The sequence below is a fragment of the Marinoscillum sp. 108 genome (assembly GCF_902506655.1).
Taxonomy (GTDB): domain Bacteria; phylum Bacteroidota; class Bacteroidia; order Cytophagales; family Cyclobacteriaceae; genus Marinoscillum; species Marinoscillum luteum.
This window is the reverse complement of record NZ_LR734808.1, coordinates 1,722,037-1,738,433: the sequence shown is the minus strand read 5'-3', so window position 1 is coordinate 1,738,433 and position 16,397 is coordinate 1,722,037. Positions and strand designations below refer to the sequence as shown.

At 44.8% G+C, this 16,397-nt stretch carries 7 protein-coding genes; 5 read left to right on the top strand and 2 right to left on the bottom strand.

Going from position 1 to position 16,397, the window contains the following annotated elements:
* Position 1 precedes the first annotated feature (1 nt).
* Positions 2 to 1,150 carry a glycoside hydrolase family 88 protein gene (locus tag GV030_RS07225; protein WP_159581267.1) on the bottom strand — a complete coding sequence of 383 codons (1,149 nt, stop codon included), beginning with the start codon at positions 1,148 to 1,150 and terminating at the stop codon, positions 2 to 4.
* Between the two features lie 305 nt (positions 1,151 to 1,455).
* On the opposite strand from GV030_RS07225, the gene GV030_RS07220 reads away from it, so the two are divergent.
* The gene (locus GV030_RS07220) at positions 1,456 to 3,621 is read left to right on the top strand and encodes a glycoside hydrolase family 3 C-terminal domain-containing protein (RefSeq protein WP_159581265.1); all 2,166 of its coding nucleotides are present in this window, start codon (positions 1,456 to 1,458) and stop codon (positions 3,619 to 3,621) included.
* 61 nt (positions 3,622 to 3,682) lie between these two features.
* Here the strand turns inward: GV030_RS07220 and GV030_RS07215 are convergent, their stop codons facing one another.
* Positions 3,683 to 5,167 (bottom strand): alpha-L-fucosidase, encoded by a 1,485-nt coding sequence (locus GV030_RS07215; RefSeq protein ID WP_159581263.1) that lies wholly within the window; start codon positions 5,165 to 5,167, stop codon positions 3,683 to 3,685.
* A gap of 181 nt (positions 5,168 to 5,348) precedes the next feature.
* On the opposite strand from GV030_RS07215, the gene GV030_RS07210 reads away from it, so the two are divergent.
* The 4 genes from GV030_RS07210 to GV030_RS07195 all read left to right on the top strand — a co-directional run bounded on the left by GV030_RS07210 (position 5,349) and on the right by GV030_RS07195 (position 16,390).
* Complete coding sequence (locus tag GV030_RS07210; protein ID WP_159581261.1) at positions 5,349 to 9,419, top strand: hybrid sensor histidine kinase/response regulator transcription factor; 4,071 nt, start codon at positions 5,349 to 5,351, stop codon at positions 9,417 to 9,419.
* 237 nt (positions 9,420 to 9,656) lie between these two features.
* On the top strand, positions 9,657 to 12,797 hold the full coding sequence (locus tag GV030_RS07205; protein WP_221413297.1) for a TonB-dependent receptor: 3,141 nt from the start codon (positions 9,657 to 9,659) through the stop codon (positions 12,795 to 12,797).
* A gap of 13 nt (positions 12,798 to 12,810) precedes the next feature.
* The gene (locus tag GV030_RS07200; RefSeq protein WP_159581259.1) at positions 12,811 to 14,397 is read left to right on the top strand and encodes a RagB/SusD family nutrient uptake outer membrane protein; all 1,587 of its coding nucleotides are present in this window, start codon (positions 12,811 to 12,813) and stop codon (positions 14,395 to 14,397) included.
* A 25-nt stretch (positions 14,398 to 14,422) separates the two neighbouring features.
* Positions 14,423 to 16,390 carry a hypothetical protein gene (locus GV030_RS07195; RefSeq protein WP_159581257.1) on the top strand — a complete coding sequence of 656 codons (1,968 nt, stop codon included), beginning with the start codon at positions 14,423 to 14,425 and terminating at the stop codon, positions 16,388 to 16,390.
* Positions 16,391 to 16,397: the final 7 nt, after the last annotated feature.

Below are 16,397 nucleotides of genomic sequence, written 5' to 3'. Positions count from 1 at the left end.
GCTAAAGACCGTATTCTAGCCGCATAAGGGCCTCCATGAAATAATAATCGGCATAGGTAAGCGGCACATCTACCTCACTGTTTGCCGGTAAATGCCCCACGCAGTGAGTGATAATGAACTGACCATTGGTGCCAGGCTCTGCTGTATAGTCGGAAGTGAGGTTGGTCAGGATTTCCTCTGCCACTTTAAGATACCCTTTATCGGGTGCATAGGTATCCAATTCAATCAAAGCGGAGGCCATAATGGCTGCGGCCGATGCGTCCCTTAGAGCATCTTTCTCTGCATCGAAATCCCAAAGCGGAATTTTGTCTTCTGGCAGGTTTGGATGTGATAATATGAAGCCTGCTATTTTCACAGCTTGCTCAAGGTACTTTTCATCTTTGGTTTCCCTGTAGGTGGCTGTATATCCATATAGCCCCCAGGCCTGACCTCTGGCCCATGCAGACTCATCGTGGAGCCCTTGGGCGGTTTTCTTTTGTTTCACCGCTCCAGTCGAGTCATAATTGAGCACGTGATACGAACTATTGTCTGACCTAAAGTGATTTTCAAGTGTGGTGTTGGCATGGGTGACAGCAATGTTATAGAAGGAGCTATCGCCCGTTGCCTTAGTGGCCCAGAAGAGCAGTTCCAGATTCATCATGTTGTCAATGATGACGATGAAATCCTCAGGTTTGGAATCCCACGAACGAATGCATCCGGTCACTGGAGAAAATCGGGTCGCTAAAGACCTGGCACTGTTGATTAGTATGTTGGTATAAGCAGCCTGAGGATTCAGTCTATTGGCATTTCCAAAGCTACAGTACATCATAAATCCCAGATCATGTGTGCTGGTATTATACTGCTCCTTTTCCAGCAATGTGAGCATTCGATTAGCTTCTTGCAGCAGTGAGGAGTCCTCTGTCTCTTCATAAAGATAAAGGAGTGTGCCAGGATAGAAGCCACTACACCACCATTCGGAGCTGCTGGTGGTGAAGCTGCCATTCTCATAAGATCTGGGGAATTCACCTTCCCCAAGTTGCTTTTGCATTCCTTTATATTGAGTCACTGCCAACTCACTATTTTGATCCAAAAGAGAACCTTCTTGTGGGGTAGGCGAGCTGCATTGAGTGGCCAGAGAAGCCAGAAGTATTAAAGTCAATAAGTGTTTCATTAGCTGGATGTGTAGTTTAAAATGGTTGGGTACTGATTACTGAGAGGTGAGTGCAAATTAGTGAACTCTCCACCCAATAGGATTTCCGAAATGAAAAGATGAGCGATTTCATTCATATTCCCAAAGGGTTGGGTGTCAGAATGGTGATTTCCTCACCACATTTCTATGGAAGATTGTTTGATTAGAGGGTATTGAATGTATGTGCTATACAATATAAAGACATTTAGTGCCGTCATAGGTACATTTTGTATCCCTTCGCCTATGGGGTAACGATCTATTTTTGTTTGAAATAATAGATCGTTGAAATGAGAAATTTTTTACTGGCCTCACTAATGGGACTAATGCTTTCATGTACATCAGCACAGACCGATGAAAATTCGGACAAGTCGAACATAGATGAATTAATCAGTCAAATGACTCTGGAGGAAAAGGTTCATATGCTCCATGGTAAAGGTAAGTTTACTTCAGCGGGAGTAGCGCGGTTGGGTATACCTGATTTGAAATCTGCCGACGGGCCGCTGGGGGTACGCGAGGAGATTCAGAATGATAGCTGGGCTCCCGCGGGGTGGGATAATGACTTTGCTACTTTTTTCCCCGCAGGAGGAGGCCTGTCATCTACCTGGAATCTGGATCTCGTCAGGCGCTACAGCATTGCCATGGGAGAAGAAGCCCGGGCCAGAGAGAAGCATGTACTTTTGGCACCCGCGGTTAACCTTATTCGTTCACCTTTAGGTGGAAGAAACTTTGAATACTTCACAGAAGATCCATTTCTCAATAAAAAATTGGTAGTGCCATTTGTGCAGGGACTTCAGGCCAACGATGTGGCTTCATGTGTGAAGCACTATGCCATTAACAATCAGGAGACCCTGAGAGGCAGTATCGATGTGCAGGCTGATGAGCGGACGATCAGGGAGATGTATTTGCCTGTATTCGAGGCGGCAGTGAAAGAGGGCAATGCCTACTCCGTGATGAGTGCCTACAATCGATTTAGAGGGGCCTATTTATCTGAGAATGATTATATGCTGAACACCATTCTTCGAGACGAATGGGGCTTCAAAGGGTTTGTAATGTCTGACTGGGGTGCTGTCCATTCTACCAAAGAATCTGCGTTGTATGGATTGGATATAGAGATGGGTACAGAGATTGATAACTATGATGATTGGTTTTTCTCAGAAGCCCTGATTGCCGCCGTTCGTAATGGCGAAGTGTCAGAATCTGTGATCGATCAAAAGGTAAAAAACATCCTTTATGTGATGGAGAAAATTCATGCGATTGGCTCGGAACCTCAGGCAAAGGGTACCCTGAATACCCCTGAGCATCTTCAGGTAGCCTATGACGTGGCAGCAGAGTCGGTGGTGCTGTTGAAGAATGATAACAATGCCCTGCCATTGAAGTCGTCAGAGATCAGGAGTATCGCTGTGATTGGTGATAATGCGAAAAGAAAACATGCCAATCAGGGCTTTGGAGCTGGCGTAAAAACCAGGACAGAAGTGACCCCATACGATGCTTTGGTGGCTCATTATCCTGATATGAAAGTCAATTATGCCCTCGGTTACAAAGAGCAATACCTAAAGAATAATCTGAATCGCTCATGGGGGCTCCCTGTGGACTATGTTCCCAATGAGCAGTTGGTCGCCGAGGCTGTAGCTGCGGCTAAAGCTTCGGATGTGGCTGTTGTTTTTGCGGGTTCCAACCGTCTGGTAGAGACGGAGGCAGAGGATAGAAAAGGGCTGAGGTTGCCCTTTGGTCAGGAAGCTTTGATCAAAGCGGTGAAGGCGGCCAATCCAAACACCATCGTCGTGATCATAGCGGGTTCTCCGCATGACTTGTCGGAGATTGATGCTACAGTGGATGGATTGCTATGGTCATGGTTTAATGGATCCAGGGCTGGAGATGCCATTGTAGATGTGCTTTTTGGAGAAGTTAATCCAAGTGGAAAACTGCCTGTGACTTTTCCTAAAAAACTGGAGGACTCTCCGGCACATGCTACCAATAGTTTCCCCGGAGGACCGGACGTAGTGATTTACGAAGAGGGTATTTTGGTAGGCTATCGCTGGTTTGACACCCAAAATATTGAGCCTTTTTACCCATTCGGGTACGGGTTGTCCTATACCAGCTATGAATATTCGGATTTGAGCACTGATAAATCCTCTTACAATGCTGGTGATATCATTAAGGTGTCTCTGAAAGTGAAAAATGCAGGTGCGGTGGATGGAAAGGAAATCATTCAGCTATATACCAGTAAGCCAGGGTCCGACATCCAGCGTGCCACGAGGGAGCTCAAGGGCTTTGGGAAAGTGGCACTGAAAGCAGGTGAAGAAAAGTTGGTCACCCTCGAAATTCCTGTCAAGGAGCTGGCTTACTATGATGTAGAGGCTAAAGGTTGGTCAGTAGAGCCTGGTACCTATGACCTATCGTCAGGAGCCTCGTCAAGAGACTTGAGAGGGAAAGTATCTTTCTCCGTAAAGTAAATTTTTGGTTTAGTAGTTTTTAGGTTGGAATAAATCCGGGGTGGTTCCCGGATTTTTCATTTCATTTCAGTGTTAATTTCAACACCACAGCAGGGTCGTTCATGGATTGTGAGGGAGTAGTAAACAGGAAACCTTTTTCCGTCAACTCCCAGAGCACCTTCTCGTTACTTCCTAGTAAAACCACCTCCTGAATAGTCTTACCTTTTAGATTTTTCCTGTTGATGGAGCTGATTTTTACTTGCTCATCTTCACCTGGCCAGCCCATCAAGATGGCATAAAGTTGATTTTCTTTGGTGGTGAAACGGACGTCTTCAGCAGTGTAGGTTTTCCACTCCAGGAAATGTCCTGAGGTCCCCAGAACAGTAGGTCCTTCCCCGTAGACCGTCCATGTACGGGTGTCATAGATGGCTTCTCCATACTTTTTCAGCCATTCCCCAATATCCCTCAGTACCATCTGCTGGTCTGCGGGAATCACTCCATTGGCCTTGGGAGAAATATTGAGCATGAGCACACCATTTTTACTTACTATGTCTATAAGAACATGGATGATCTCTGCGGCAGGTTTTACCTCAAGTGTTTCTGTATAGCTCCAACTCCCATGAGCAATGGTCTCATCTGTAAGCCAGAAATGGTCCGTTTTATCATCCATTCGGCCTTTTTCCAAATCCATCAGACTCACTTCTGACGGTAGTTCACCATTTTTGTGAGTGATTACTACTCCTTTGTCTTTCATACTCGCATGGTTCAGGTAGTAGGTAACAAACTTGAGTTTGACTGAATCGGGTATTTTGGACAACTCGCCATCGAAATAGATGAGATCGGGGCTATATTGATCAATGACCTCCTGAAGTTTCCCGAGCCAATTTTCATAAAACTGATCCTTGGGTATATTACCATACATCATTCGTATGACAGAGTCTGTGGAGGAGGTGTACAAATTTGGGTGATAAGGGAAATAGGATCTATCATTCAGCCAGTTGGCGGTATCCTGCTGATAGATTTGGAGGTTTCTGGCCATGTGAAAAGTAGTCACAAATTTCAGGCCTTTGCCATGAATGGCACGCTCCAACTCTCCAACCAAGTCTCGTTTTGGCCCCATTTTCTTTGCATTCCAGGGGTTAATGCGACTATCCCAGTTGGACCACCCGTCATGATGTTCCGCCACAACTCCTGAAAACCGGGCTCCTGATTCTACGAAGAGGTCGGCCCAGTTTTCTGCATCGAAGCTATCCGCGCGAAACATTGGCACGAAATCATGATAGCCAAATACCGAAGGGTGACCGTATGTGGCCACATGCTGTGCATAGTCATCCGTACCTTCTACGTGAAGATTCCTTGGGTGCCAGTCGTTGGCATAAGCCGGTACTGAGAGGAGGCCCCAATGATAGTAGATTCCAAACTTGGCATTTCTGAACCATTCCGGAGCTTCTTCATAGCTGGCTAATGAATCCCAGTTTTCTGCATATTTCTTCATAGTCGCCTGCTCGGGGTGTGAGCAGGCGGTAAAGAACAATGCGAGCAAAAGAGTGTGACAGATTGGTTTCATAAGTGTTTGAGATAGTTTTATGAATGCAAGATATTGAGGTGTTTGTTTTTCCAGGTGGAACATTGAAATGTCCTGGGGTAAAGAATGTCATTTTTAAAAACCTTTCATATGAAATCAATCAGATGTTGTTTAATATGTAAATTATAATGGATCTGTATCGCAATTGATAATGAATAGGTTGATGACAAAGTGGGTTGTTTTGATGACTTGCCTGGCTGTTTCTGGTTATGTAGCCAGTCAGCCGTCTGCGGATATTAAATTTGAGCGAATTACTACCACCAATGGCCTCTCGAATAACCAGATTAACGATGTTTTTCAAGACAAACAGGGCTATATATGGGTAGGTACTTTATCGGGCCTCAATCGATACGATGGCTACAATGTCAAGTCATTTTATCATGAAGAGGGTAAATCTGGAACACTCCAAAACAATACAATCCTTTGGATGGCGCGAGGCCCTGAGGGGGAGATGTGGGTCAGGAATAGTCTCGGGATTTCGGTATACAATTCGAGTAAAGAAACATTTGAGGTACCCGTAGCATACCTCACATTGTTACAGACCGAACCAGTTTTCATTGCTCAGATGGAGGACGATCCATATGGTAATTTTTGGTTTGTAGTGGAAAATAGAGGCCTTGTCAAAATATCCAAAGACGGATCCACTCAGCAGTTTAACAGCAATCAGGATGGAATCAAAATTGCTTCAAACACCATCACCGACATTGTGACTGATCACCTGGGCAATATCTGGGTGGTCCATTCTATTGGAGCCATAGAGATGATTGATCCTCGGGAGAATAAGGTGATTCGCCGATACGGTATTCCTGAGATTTCCTCGAAAAAGGAAAACTACTGGCGTTTGTTTGTGGACATGGATCAGGATGTTTGGCTTTTTTCTACAGACGACCCTTTTGGGCTTTTTTACCTCAATACCCGTACGGGTGAAACAAGACTTCTGGACGAAAAAATATTGACAAGTGAGTTGATCAGGGATGTCATTCAGTATGAAGATAATCAGATGTGGATAGGCACAGATCATGGAGGGATTTCAGTACTTGTTAAGGATACATGGAGTGTCAGGTCAGTTCTGAATGACCCGGATGCACCTAAAAGTCTCAATAATAATAATGTCAATACTTTGTTTAGAGACAGGGATGGAGGAGTGTGGGTAGGTACCACAAAAAGTGGAATCAACTATCATCACAGAGGAGCAAACAATTTCGCACATTATAAAGTCCACAAGAAAGATCCCGCTTATAATGACATGAGTAGTATGGTGGAGGATCGAAGCGGAAACCTATGGATTGGGACTAATGGTAAAGGATTACTTTATTTCAATCGGGCAAATCATACCTTCCAAAGTGTGCTCGATGATATGAGCATACCTGGCCCCACTCCTGCAGTGGTGGTGAGTTTACTTTATGCCAAAAATGAAACTTTGTGGGTAGGTTCTTATCTGGAGGGGCTATTTCTGTATGATGGCAAAAGATTCTCCAGATTTAATTTTGGAAATGATGATCCTGAATCGGGTAGTAGTGTATGGGAGCTTTATGAAGATTCTCAGGGCAATATATGGATTGGCACCCTTAATAGAGGAGCTTACCGGCTTAACCCTAAGACCAATGAACTGACCAACTTTAGTATACAAAATGAGCTAAAGGCCAATTATGTAACCTGTATTACAGAGGATCCACAGGGTCGGATCTGGTTGGGAACCGGTCGTGGGTTGTCTGTATTTGATCCGCGTGATGAGAGCGTAAGAAGTTTTCTTAGCGAGGACACCATTCAGTATCCAATCAGTAACAATAGTATCATTTCACTGCATTCAGATAGGGATGGTCAGCTTTGGGTAGGCACGCTTGATGGACTCAATAGGTATGATGAGGATAAAAATGGGTTTAAAGTCTTTCGTGATAGTGATGGGCTTTCTTCCAATATTGTCATGTCCATTGAAGAAAGCAACAATGGCGACTTATGGATGAGCACCTCCAGAGGGATTACCAGAATGAGTACGGGTTTGAAGCCTTACGATTTTCAAACTTTCGACCTGTCTGACGGTCTTCAGGGTGATAGTTTTACAGAAGATGCTTCACTCAAGACCAGAGATGGTGATCTTATTTTCTCAGGACAGAATGGTTTCAATGTTTTCAGGCCATCAGAAATTGAGGTCAGCGACAAAGCTGCGAAAACGCTCTTTACTAAGTTTTTTATTTCCAGCACTGAAATCACCACTGGAGCAGCGTTTCACGATCGAGTGATCCTCACTAACCCGCTGGATGATACCCGTGATATCTACCTCAATCATGATGAAAATACCATATCTATAGAGTTTGTGGCTCTTTCATTCTTTCAGTCTAGCAAGCTCCGGTATCAATACAAACTGGAAGGATTTGATGATGATTGGCTAAATGCTCCTCCTGAAGTGAGGAGTGCGAAATACACCAATTTGGATTTTGGTAATTACACTTTCAGGGTGAGATCGTCAAATAACCCCAATACATGGGCTGGTGAGGATATTTTTATCAATATTCACATTAGACCACCATTTTGGCAGACGCCATGGGCGTTTGGACTCTATTTCAGCATGATCATCCTGGCACTGTACCTCACTCGTACCTATATTGTTCATCGGGAGCGACAAAAGGCCCAGGTGGAAAATGAGCGCAAAGAGATAGAACGACAGCATCAGCTGGACATGATGAAAATCAAGTTTTTCACGAATATCAGTCATGAGTTTCGCACCCCCCTTTCGCTTGTTCTGACTCCCATTGATAGGATGATCAAGAATCCGGAGAAGATTAAAGTAGGCGATCTGACCATTGTTCAGCGGAATGCCAAGCGATTGATGACCCTGGTTAATCAGCTACTGGATTTCAGAAAAATGGAGGCCAATCAGCATGTTCTGAGTCAGTCCAGTGGTAATATTGTTGCATTTTTACAGGATGTAATCGACTCATTCTCAGATCTATCTCGTGAAAAGGAAATAACCCTCAATTTTGAGTCTGAGGTTAGAAGTTTCTACACCTTTTTTGATAAGGATAAAATGGAAAAGGTAATGTTCAACCTTTTGTCCAATGCCTTCAAATTCACCCTGCCAGGTGGGGTGATTACGCTTGATTTTGAACTCCAGAAAAAGGCGGAAGGATCAAGCAATGCGGTGATCATGGTGTCAGATACCGGTATAGGGATACCTGAGGATAAGCAGCAACTGATTTTTAATCGGTTCTTTCAAAATGAAATCACCGGTGATATTATCAACAATGGTACAGGTATAGGGTTGTCCATCACCAAGGAGTTTGTGGAGCTCCATGGAGGAAGGGTCTATGTGGAGAGTAAACTGAACATGGGCAGCACTTTTGTGGTGGAGATGCCTTTAAGGGAGCTCAGTACCGACGAAGATATAGCGGATGAACTGGTGAGAGAGTTGGCCGGGTCGGTGCATAAAAGGGAGGAAACAATAGAACCAGGGAATGAACTGAAACCTTCCGTGCTCTTGGTGGAGGATAATTTTGATTTTCGGTTTTATCTCAAGGACAACCTCAAGCAACATTATAACATCACCGTAGCGAGCAATGGTAAGGAAGCATGGAAAATGATGATGCATCAGCTGCCCGATATTGTGATAAGCGATGTGATGATGCCGGTGATGGATGGTCATCAATTGTGTGAAAAAATAAAATCTGATCCCAGAACCTTACAAATTCCGGTCATCCTTTTGACGGCCCAGTCGTCTGACCAGCATCGCATCCAGGGGCTTGATGCCGGGGCCATTGAGTATATATCCAAACCTTTCAACTTTGAAATACTCGTGAGTAGTATCAATAGTGCGCTTAAGTTTCAGCGTAGGGTACAGGAATCCGGCTCCAGGATAAAAGCCACTCCTGCTGAGGTAGATATTGTCTCGATGGACGAAAAGCTGATAGCCAAGGCTGTCAATCTGGTGGAAGAGAATATGTCAAACTCCGATTTTTCTGTGGAGGATTTGAGTCACGAGCTAGGATATAGCAGAGGACATTTTTATCAGAAGATCCTCAAAATCACAGGCCAGACACCCATTGATTTTATCCGGAATATCCGAATGAAAAGAGCTGCTGATCTTCTGGGAAGAAGTCAGTTGAATGTGTCTGAAGTAGCTTATAAGGTGGGTTACAATAATCCTAAGCTCTTTAGTCGATATTTTAAATCCCAATATAAGATTTACCCATCTGAGTATCGTTCCAAAGCAGTGGATCCAGAGTCCCCCGTTGGTTAGTTCGGCGGTTCGAGGATTAATTCTTGATTCATTGACATAAAAAACCCCTTCAGTAAGGCCTGAAGGGGTTTTTTTATGCGCATGACATTTTTGTACCCTTTTCTGGCGAAACCTTGACCGCCTTCAGGATTTATTCGATTTAAAATTGGGAATAGTTTAATCAACGCGCTCTGGGGGATGGTCAAATTAAAGACTCTTCAACAGAATCCACCTAATTATAAAATTAACGCAATAAGTATGAAGAACAATTACATGAAGCGTGAGAAATGGAGAGACGGTCTTTCAGTAATGATTTTCCAGTCTCTGCTATGTCTAAGCCTTGTGCTTTTTGGTAGCTCAGCCATAGCACAGGATCGCACAGTGAGCGGTGTAGTTAGAGACACAGAAACGGGTGAAGCATTGCCTGGTGCCACGGTGTTAGAAAAAGGGACCAGTAATGGTACAGTCACCGATGTTGAGGGTAGGTATAATCTCAATGTCGGTAAAGATGCTGTTTTGGTAATTTCATTTGTGGGGTATCAAAACCTGGAATTTACAGTGGGTGCCCAAGCTGTAATAGATGCCAATTTAACACTAGATGTGTCGAGTTTGCAGGAAGTTGTGGTAGTAGGGTATGGTACTCAGAAAAAGGCTCTAAATACTGGAGCGAATCTGAGGGTGGATGGAGAGAACATTCAAAAGCTAAGTACTACCAACGCACTTCAGGGTCTTCAGGGACAGGCACCAGGTGTTCAACTGTCATCTTCATCTGGTCAGCCAGGTTCCGGGATGAGAGTGGTTATCAGAGGGGCTGGATCACTTAGTGGAACTGGCCCTTTATACGTGGTAGATGGGGTTTTGACCGGGGATATATCATACCTGAATCCGGCGGATATTGCCTCGGTGGATATATTGAAGGATGCTGCATCAGCTGCTATCTATGGTTCACAAGCTTCAAACGGTGTGGTACTGATCACCACCAAGAAGGGCAAAGCCGGACAGTCCAGAGTCACATTTGACTCATACTATGGAGTACAGAATGTGGCTAGAAAAGCAGATATGCTGAATGCAAGAGAGTATGCCACTATCATGAACGAAGCAGCTATCAACTCAGGTAAACTACCTTATTTCAACGGAGGAGAAATTGATTCATTGGCAGCTAATGCCAATAGTGATTGGATGGATGAGATGTTTGTGAACAATGCCCTTACTCAAAATTATGTGCTTGGTTTTAGTGGGGGTACTGATGTATCCAACTTTTCATCTTCGGTTTCTTACACAAGTCAGGAAGGCATAGTAGGGGGAGGAGAGGTTTCCAATTATGAACGCTACGGATTCAGGATCAATTCAGAAAGAAGACTTTTTGACGGAATCCTCACGATAGGTGAAAACATGTCTATGGCTTATACCAATACCAGAGGTATTGGGGTTGGCAACCAATACAACAACACCTTGCGATCAGCATTTAATACGAGTCCATTTGTGCCCATGTATGATTCACTTGGAAACTACTGGGACAATAGCAATGCTACCTGGTACAATGGGGAGGCCAATCCTTACGCCAATATGATGATTAACAATCAAAGTGAAGGAAATGGACAAAAGCTCCTGGGGAATATCTATGCTGAATTGAAGCCTATCAAAGGGCTGAGTTTTAAAACCCGATTTAGTTTGGATTACTACGCTAATGAGGGTCATTCGTATGCACCGGAGTATCAGTTGTCTATATACGCTTTCAGAAACTATACAGAGGTAGGGCAGAGCCTTTCCAAAGGAAGGTCAATCCTTTGGGACAACTGGGCGAGTTATGATCTGAATTTGGCCGATCATGGAATTTCCTTCATGGTAGGGTCATCTGTTTACCAGTTTCAGGGTTCGAGTATGTACACCTCCAATAGAGATGCTGTTTTTGTAGGGCTAAAGAATGCCTATATCAACAATACCACAAATACCGATGGGGCCAATATCAACATCAATGGTGGCGGAAACGACCCGGATCACAGGTTGTCATACTTCGGTCGTCTGAATTACAACTTCCGTGAGAAATACCTCCTAAATGCGACCTTCCGTGCTGACGGCTCTTCACGTTTTGCCGATGGCAATCAGTGGGGATATTTTCCCTCAGTAAGTGCCGGGTGGATACTCAGTGAGGAGGGATTCCTTAGCTCTAGCAGCCTGGTTCGCTATTTGAAACTCAGAGGTAGCTGGGGGCAGGTGGGAAACCAAAACGCCGGAGCCTATCAATACCTGGCTCCCATAAGTACCCAAAATGTTAACTATATCTTCGGAAATACGGAAGGCACACTCACCTCAGGAGCATATCCGAGTAGACTGGCCAACCCTGCTTTGCAGTGGGAAACTGCCGAACAAATCAATATTGGTTTCGATTCCCGATTGATCAATGGAGGGTTAAGCCTGAGTGTGGACTGGTATAAGAAGACCAACAAAGACTGGCTGATTGTAGCCCCTGTGCTGGCCACGGCCGGTGCGGATGCCCCTTACATTAATGGTGGCGATGTGATCAACACAGGTATAGAGGTGGCGCTTACCTACAACTCCAGCTTTGGCGACTTGAATTATACGGTTGGTGTCAATGGATCCTATAATCAAAACAAGGTGGGAGAAATCCCCACCAGCGATGGTATCGTGCACGGGGCAACTAATCAATTATTTGCCAATTCTCTGGAGTTTTACAGAGCACAAAGTGGCTATCCTATTGGATTCTTTTGGGGGCTAGAAACTGACGGGATATTCCAAAATGAAGCTGAGGTAAAGGCGCATAAAAGCCAGGAGGGAAAGCTGGTGCAGCCTGCAGCAAAGCCCGGTGATGTACGATATGTCGATCAGAATGGAGATGGCGTAATCGATGATGGGGATCGAAAGGAAATAGGTAATCCAAACCCTGATTTTATTTTTGGGCTCAATGTGGCACTGGAGTATCATGGGTTTGATTTGTCAGTGCTTGGATCTGGAGTAGCCGGCAGCCAAATTGCTCAGTCATACCGTGATCATTCAAATCCATACGCCAACTATACATCCGACATTCTTAACAGATGGCATGGTGAAGGAACGTCCAACAGCGTACCTCGCGTAACGGAAAACGCTTCTAACTGGGTTGAATTCTCAGATCTGTATGTGAAAAATGGAGACTACCTGAGAATTAATAACATAACCATCGGCTATGACTTTGGGAAACTGATACCCAGTGAGAGCTTTGGTAAGCTGAGGTTATATGCTTCAGTTCTGAACCTCTACACATTCACTAGTTACAATGGTATGGATCCTGAGGTAGGCTTTGGGCTGGATAATGGATCAACAGACCGGTTTTCATCAGGTGTAGATCTGGGATACTACCCAAGACCCAGAACATACATGGTAGGTCTAAATGTGTCATTCTAAAAGGAATTCGAAAATGAAAACGATAAAACTAATAATCATTTCAATCGTCACTTTGGGGATGGTCAGTTGTGAGGACTTCTTGTCTACAGAACCACTCACCACTGTGACAGATGCAAACTATTATAAAACACCATCAGATGCTTACACAGCATTGGTAGGTTGCTATGACGGCCTCCAGACCGTTTGGGCTGGAGGAGTGGCACTTCCACTTGCAGCAGAGGTCATGTCAGATAATTGCTTTGGCGGCACTGGGGCGAGTGACGCCTACAACTTCCAGGCAATTGATCACTTTGATGTTTCATTAGCACCTTCTTATCAAAACCTGTACGGAGATAACTGGACAGCCTATTACAGAGCTGTTTACAGATGCAACGTGCTGTTGTCCAAAATGGACCAAATCGAATGGGGCACTGAGGAAAACCTTCAGGCGATTTACGAAGCTGAAGCGCGTTTCATCAGAGCGTACCTCTATTTTGACATGGTCAGAATGTGGGGTAACATTCCTTTGATTACAGAACCTACTACAGAAAACCTGCCCCAGGCTGATCCGGCAGATGTATACGCAATGATAGCCGGGGATTTGATTTTTGCTATTGAGAACCTAAGCAGTCTGCCATACACCTCCCAGGATCCAGCGACATATGGAAGAGTAACCAAGTGGGCTGCCGAGGCACTTTTGGGTAGAGTATATCTTTTCTATACGGGATATTATGATGAGACTGATCTGGTTGGGGTTGTAAACCAGTCTCAGGCACTTTCTTATGTGGAAGATGTGATCACGAATGGAGGTTTCGGTTTGGTCGAAGACTTTGCCAACCTATGGCCTGCAGCTTCTGTGGAAAACTATGCTGGTGAGGATAATAAGGAAACAGTTTTTGCAATTAAGTACACATTCACCAGCGATTACAATGGAAATACGGATGGCAATCATTGGCTCGTGATGTACGGTTTAAGAGAGCAGTCTTTCTACCCTTACGGCAATGGCTGGGGAGGAGGTACCGTAAACCCGAAGCTATGGAATGCTTACGCTGATACCGATACTCGAAAGATAGCTTCCATCATTTCTGTAGAAGATGAGGGACTCGACTTTGATTTGGATCGTCAAAGGGAATACACAGGGTACACCAATAAGAAGTACACCCCAATGTCTGATATGGATGGAAATAGTGTTGCCGTGGAAATGGGAGGCACCAACTTCATGATTGGACAGTTTCAGGACTATGTATCCATTCGCTATGCCGATGTACTGCTGATGGCTGCCGAGCTTGGAAGTGGCAATGCTCAGACCTACTTGGATATGGTGCGTCAACGGGCTTATGGAGACAATTTCACACCATTGGCCGTAACTCCAGTTAGTATCATGAAGGAGAGATACCTGGAGTTTGCCCTGGAAGGGATCAGGTATTACGATTTGCTACGGCAAGGATTAGATACAGCTGCCGAGGCCATAGAAGAATCAACCACGGTTACTAATGCCGGGGTAGTGGAGCCCAAAACAATCACTACAGCCAAATTTAGGGAAACCAAAGGACTGATGCAGATACCAAACTCTCAGATTACGCTTTCGAGCGGAGTGCTGAAGCAAAATACGGGATGGTAATTAAGGAATCTAAATGATAATCGACATGAAAAATTTAACCAACATATTTTCATTAGCATTGGCTGTCATGCTCTCTATAGTGGGATGTCAGATGGATGAGCCTGAATTGGACTCTTTGATTTCATCTTCATCGCTCAAATATGAAGTGACACAAAATCCTGATGATCCTAATATGGTGATTTTGGAAAGTTTAACTCCCGGAGCCATCCCAATGTGGGTGACTCCTATGGGAAGATCTACCAAAGTAAAGGATACGGTGAGGCTGCCTTTCTCTGGTTCTTATCAATTCATCTATAACATTTCTGCATCTGGAGGCTTTGTGGCTGGTGACACCACCACCCTCGAGATCACCACTATGAACCTTTCCTATGTGGATGACCCACTTTGGAACACACTGACTGGTGGGGTGGGAGAGTCAAAAACCTGGGTTCTGGACCTAAATGAAGATGGTCTTTCTAAGTACTTCCTCGGCCCTATGTACTTCTATGGAACAGACAATGGATGGCAAGGGGAATGCCTCGTGGAAGGTGGCGACTGTTGGAACTGGAATCCTGATTGGCCCGGAAACCAATGGGTAGCTGATGTGGGGAACTATGGTGAGATGACTTTTAGTCTCGACGGAGGAGCATTCCTTACGGCCAATCATCCAATGATTCCAGCCAGGGGTAACGAAAGTGGTACGTTTTTTCTGGATGTCAACAATTACACGCTGAACTCCACGGATGCAACTGCTCTACATACCCCCAACAATGAGGCTTGTGTGGAAGATTGGGGCAAAGCCCGGGTCTTTTCGCTGACTGACGACTACATGCAACTAGGGTTCTTAAGAAAAACCTCTTGTGATGGAGCAGCCATGCTGGTGTTTAACTATTTATCTAAAGAGTACAGTGATAACTGGGTGCCTGTAGAAGAGGGTGATCCAGAGCCTCCATACGATGGTGATGCCAATGGAGACTTGACAACTAACACATCGACCTCTAAAACATGGATCATCGATCTGGCTTACCCATACAACTGGCATGACCTTGGTGGAGCCGCGTTGAACGAAGTAGCTACATTAGGTACTGATCCAGAGGGATTTGCCTTTACCACCTGGTCTCCACCATATGATGCGGACATATTCTCAGGAGTTTCCATGCAGCTGACTAAAACAGCTGATGCTGAAGGCGAATATATAATTGAAACCGGAGCAGGATCTTTCGAAGGTAATTATACCGTGAATGAGAAGAATGAGATTGATTTTGGTCAGGCTATTACCTTTTTCTCTGGTGTAGGGGGGTGGCTCACATTTGGCACCACGGCCGATAATAAATTGAGAATCCTGATGGCTGAATCTACTGCGGGCGCTGTGAACGGGATATGGTTGGGTCAAAAAGCTGCTGACAAGGATGAGTATCTCTCTATCCATTTGAAAGCCTCAGGAGGGGGAGGAGCCACTGACCCTGAAGATGCCATCAAAAGCATTTTGACTAGTACTTCTTGGAAAATAGACAGTGACAGAACCTATGATGTAACCACCACCTGGGGTGCAGAACAAGGGCCAATTATCTTTTCTGATTTTGCCACCTGGTCATGGAACCCGCTACCTGGTGAACATTACGCTGCTGGTGAAGCAGATGTGGATTACGGGCAGATGACTTTCATGGAAAATGGTACGGTAGAGATCCTTCAGCGGAGGCGTATTTACACGTATGAGGAAGATGGAGAAACGATGGTCCGAAATGGGATGCCACAGGATGGTGATATGCTCTCTACAGACGAACAAGTGACTCTGATGGGTATATGGGTTCTTGATCTGGAAGCGAATAAGTTACGGATTTCTGTACCGGTACTCCACCCATGGACTGGAGATTATGCTGTGGCAAAATGGGGTGATTTAACTATCCAGAGAGTGGAGGAAAATGTAATGATTCTCAAGGTGTTGCGTGATGCTGAACTGTCCGGAGAAGATGAATTTTTGATGGCGTACGTGTACGTACCTGATAACGGATAATTGATGA

What these genes read in the sequence shown, in the direction of transcription:
- GV030_RS07225 (WP_159581267.1), bottom strand. Translation starts at nt 1,150, where the DNA reads ATGAAACACTTATTGACTTTAATACTTCTGGCTTCTCTGGCCACTCAA.
- GV030_RS07220 (WP_159581265.1), top strand. Translation starts at nt 1,456, where the DNA reads ATGAGAAATTTTTTACTGGCCTCACTAATGGGACTAATGCTTTCATGT.
- GV030_RS07215 (WP_159581263.1), bottom strand. Translation starts at nt 5,167, where the DNA reads ATGAAACCAATCTGTCACACTCTTTTGCTCGCATTGTTCTTTACCGCC.
- GV030_RS07210 (WP_159581261.1), top strand. Translation starts at nt 5,349, where the DNA reads ATGACAAAGTGGGTTGTTTTGATGACTTGCCTGGCTGTTTCTGGTTAT.
- GV030_RS07205 (WP_221413297.1), top strand. Translation starts at nt 9,657, where the DNA reads ATGAAGAACAATTACATGAAGCGTGAGAAATGGAGAGACGGTCTTTCA.
- GV030_RS07200 (WP_159581259.1), top strand. Translation starts at nt 12,811, where the DNA reads ATGAAAACGATAAAACTAATAATCATTTCAATCGTCACTTTGGGGATG.
- GV030_RS07195 (WP_159581257.1), top strand. Translation starts at nt 14,423, where the DNA reads ATGAAAAATTTAACCAACATATTTTCATTAGCATTGGCTGTCATGCTC.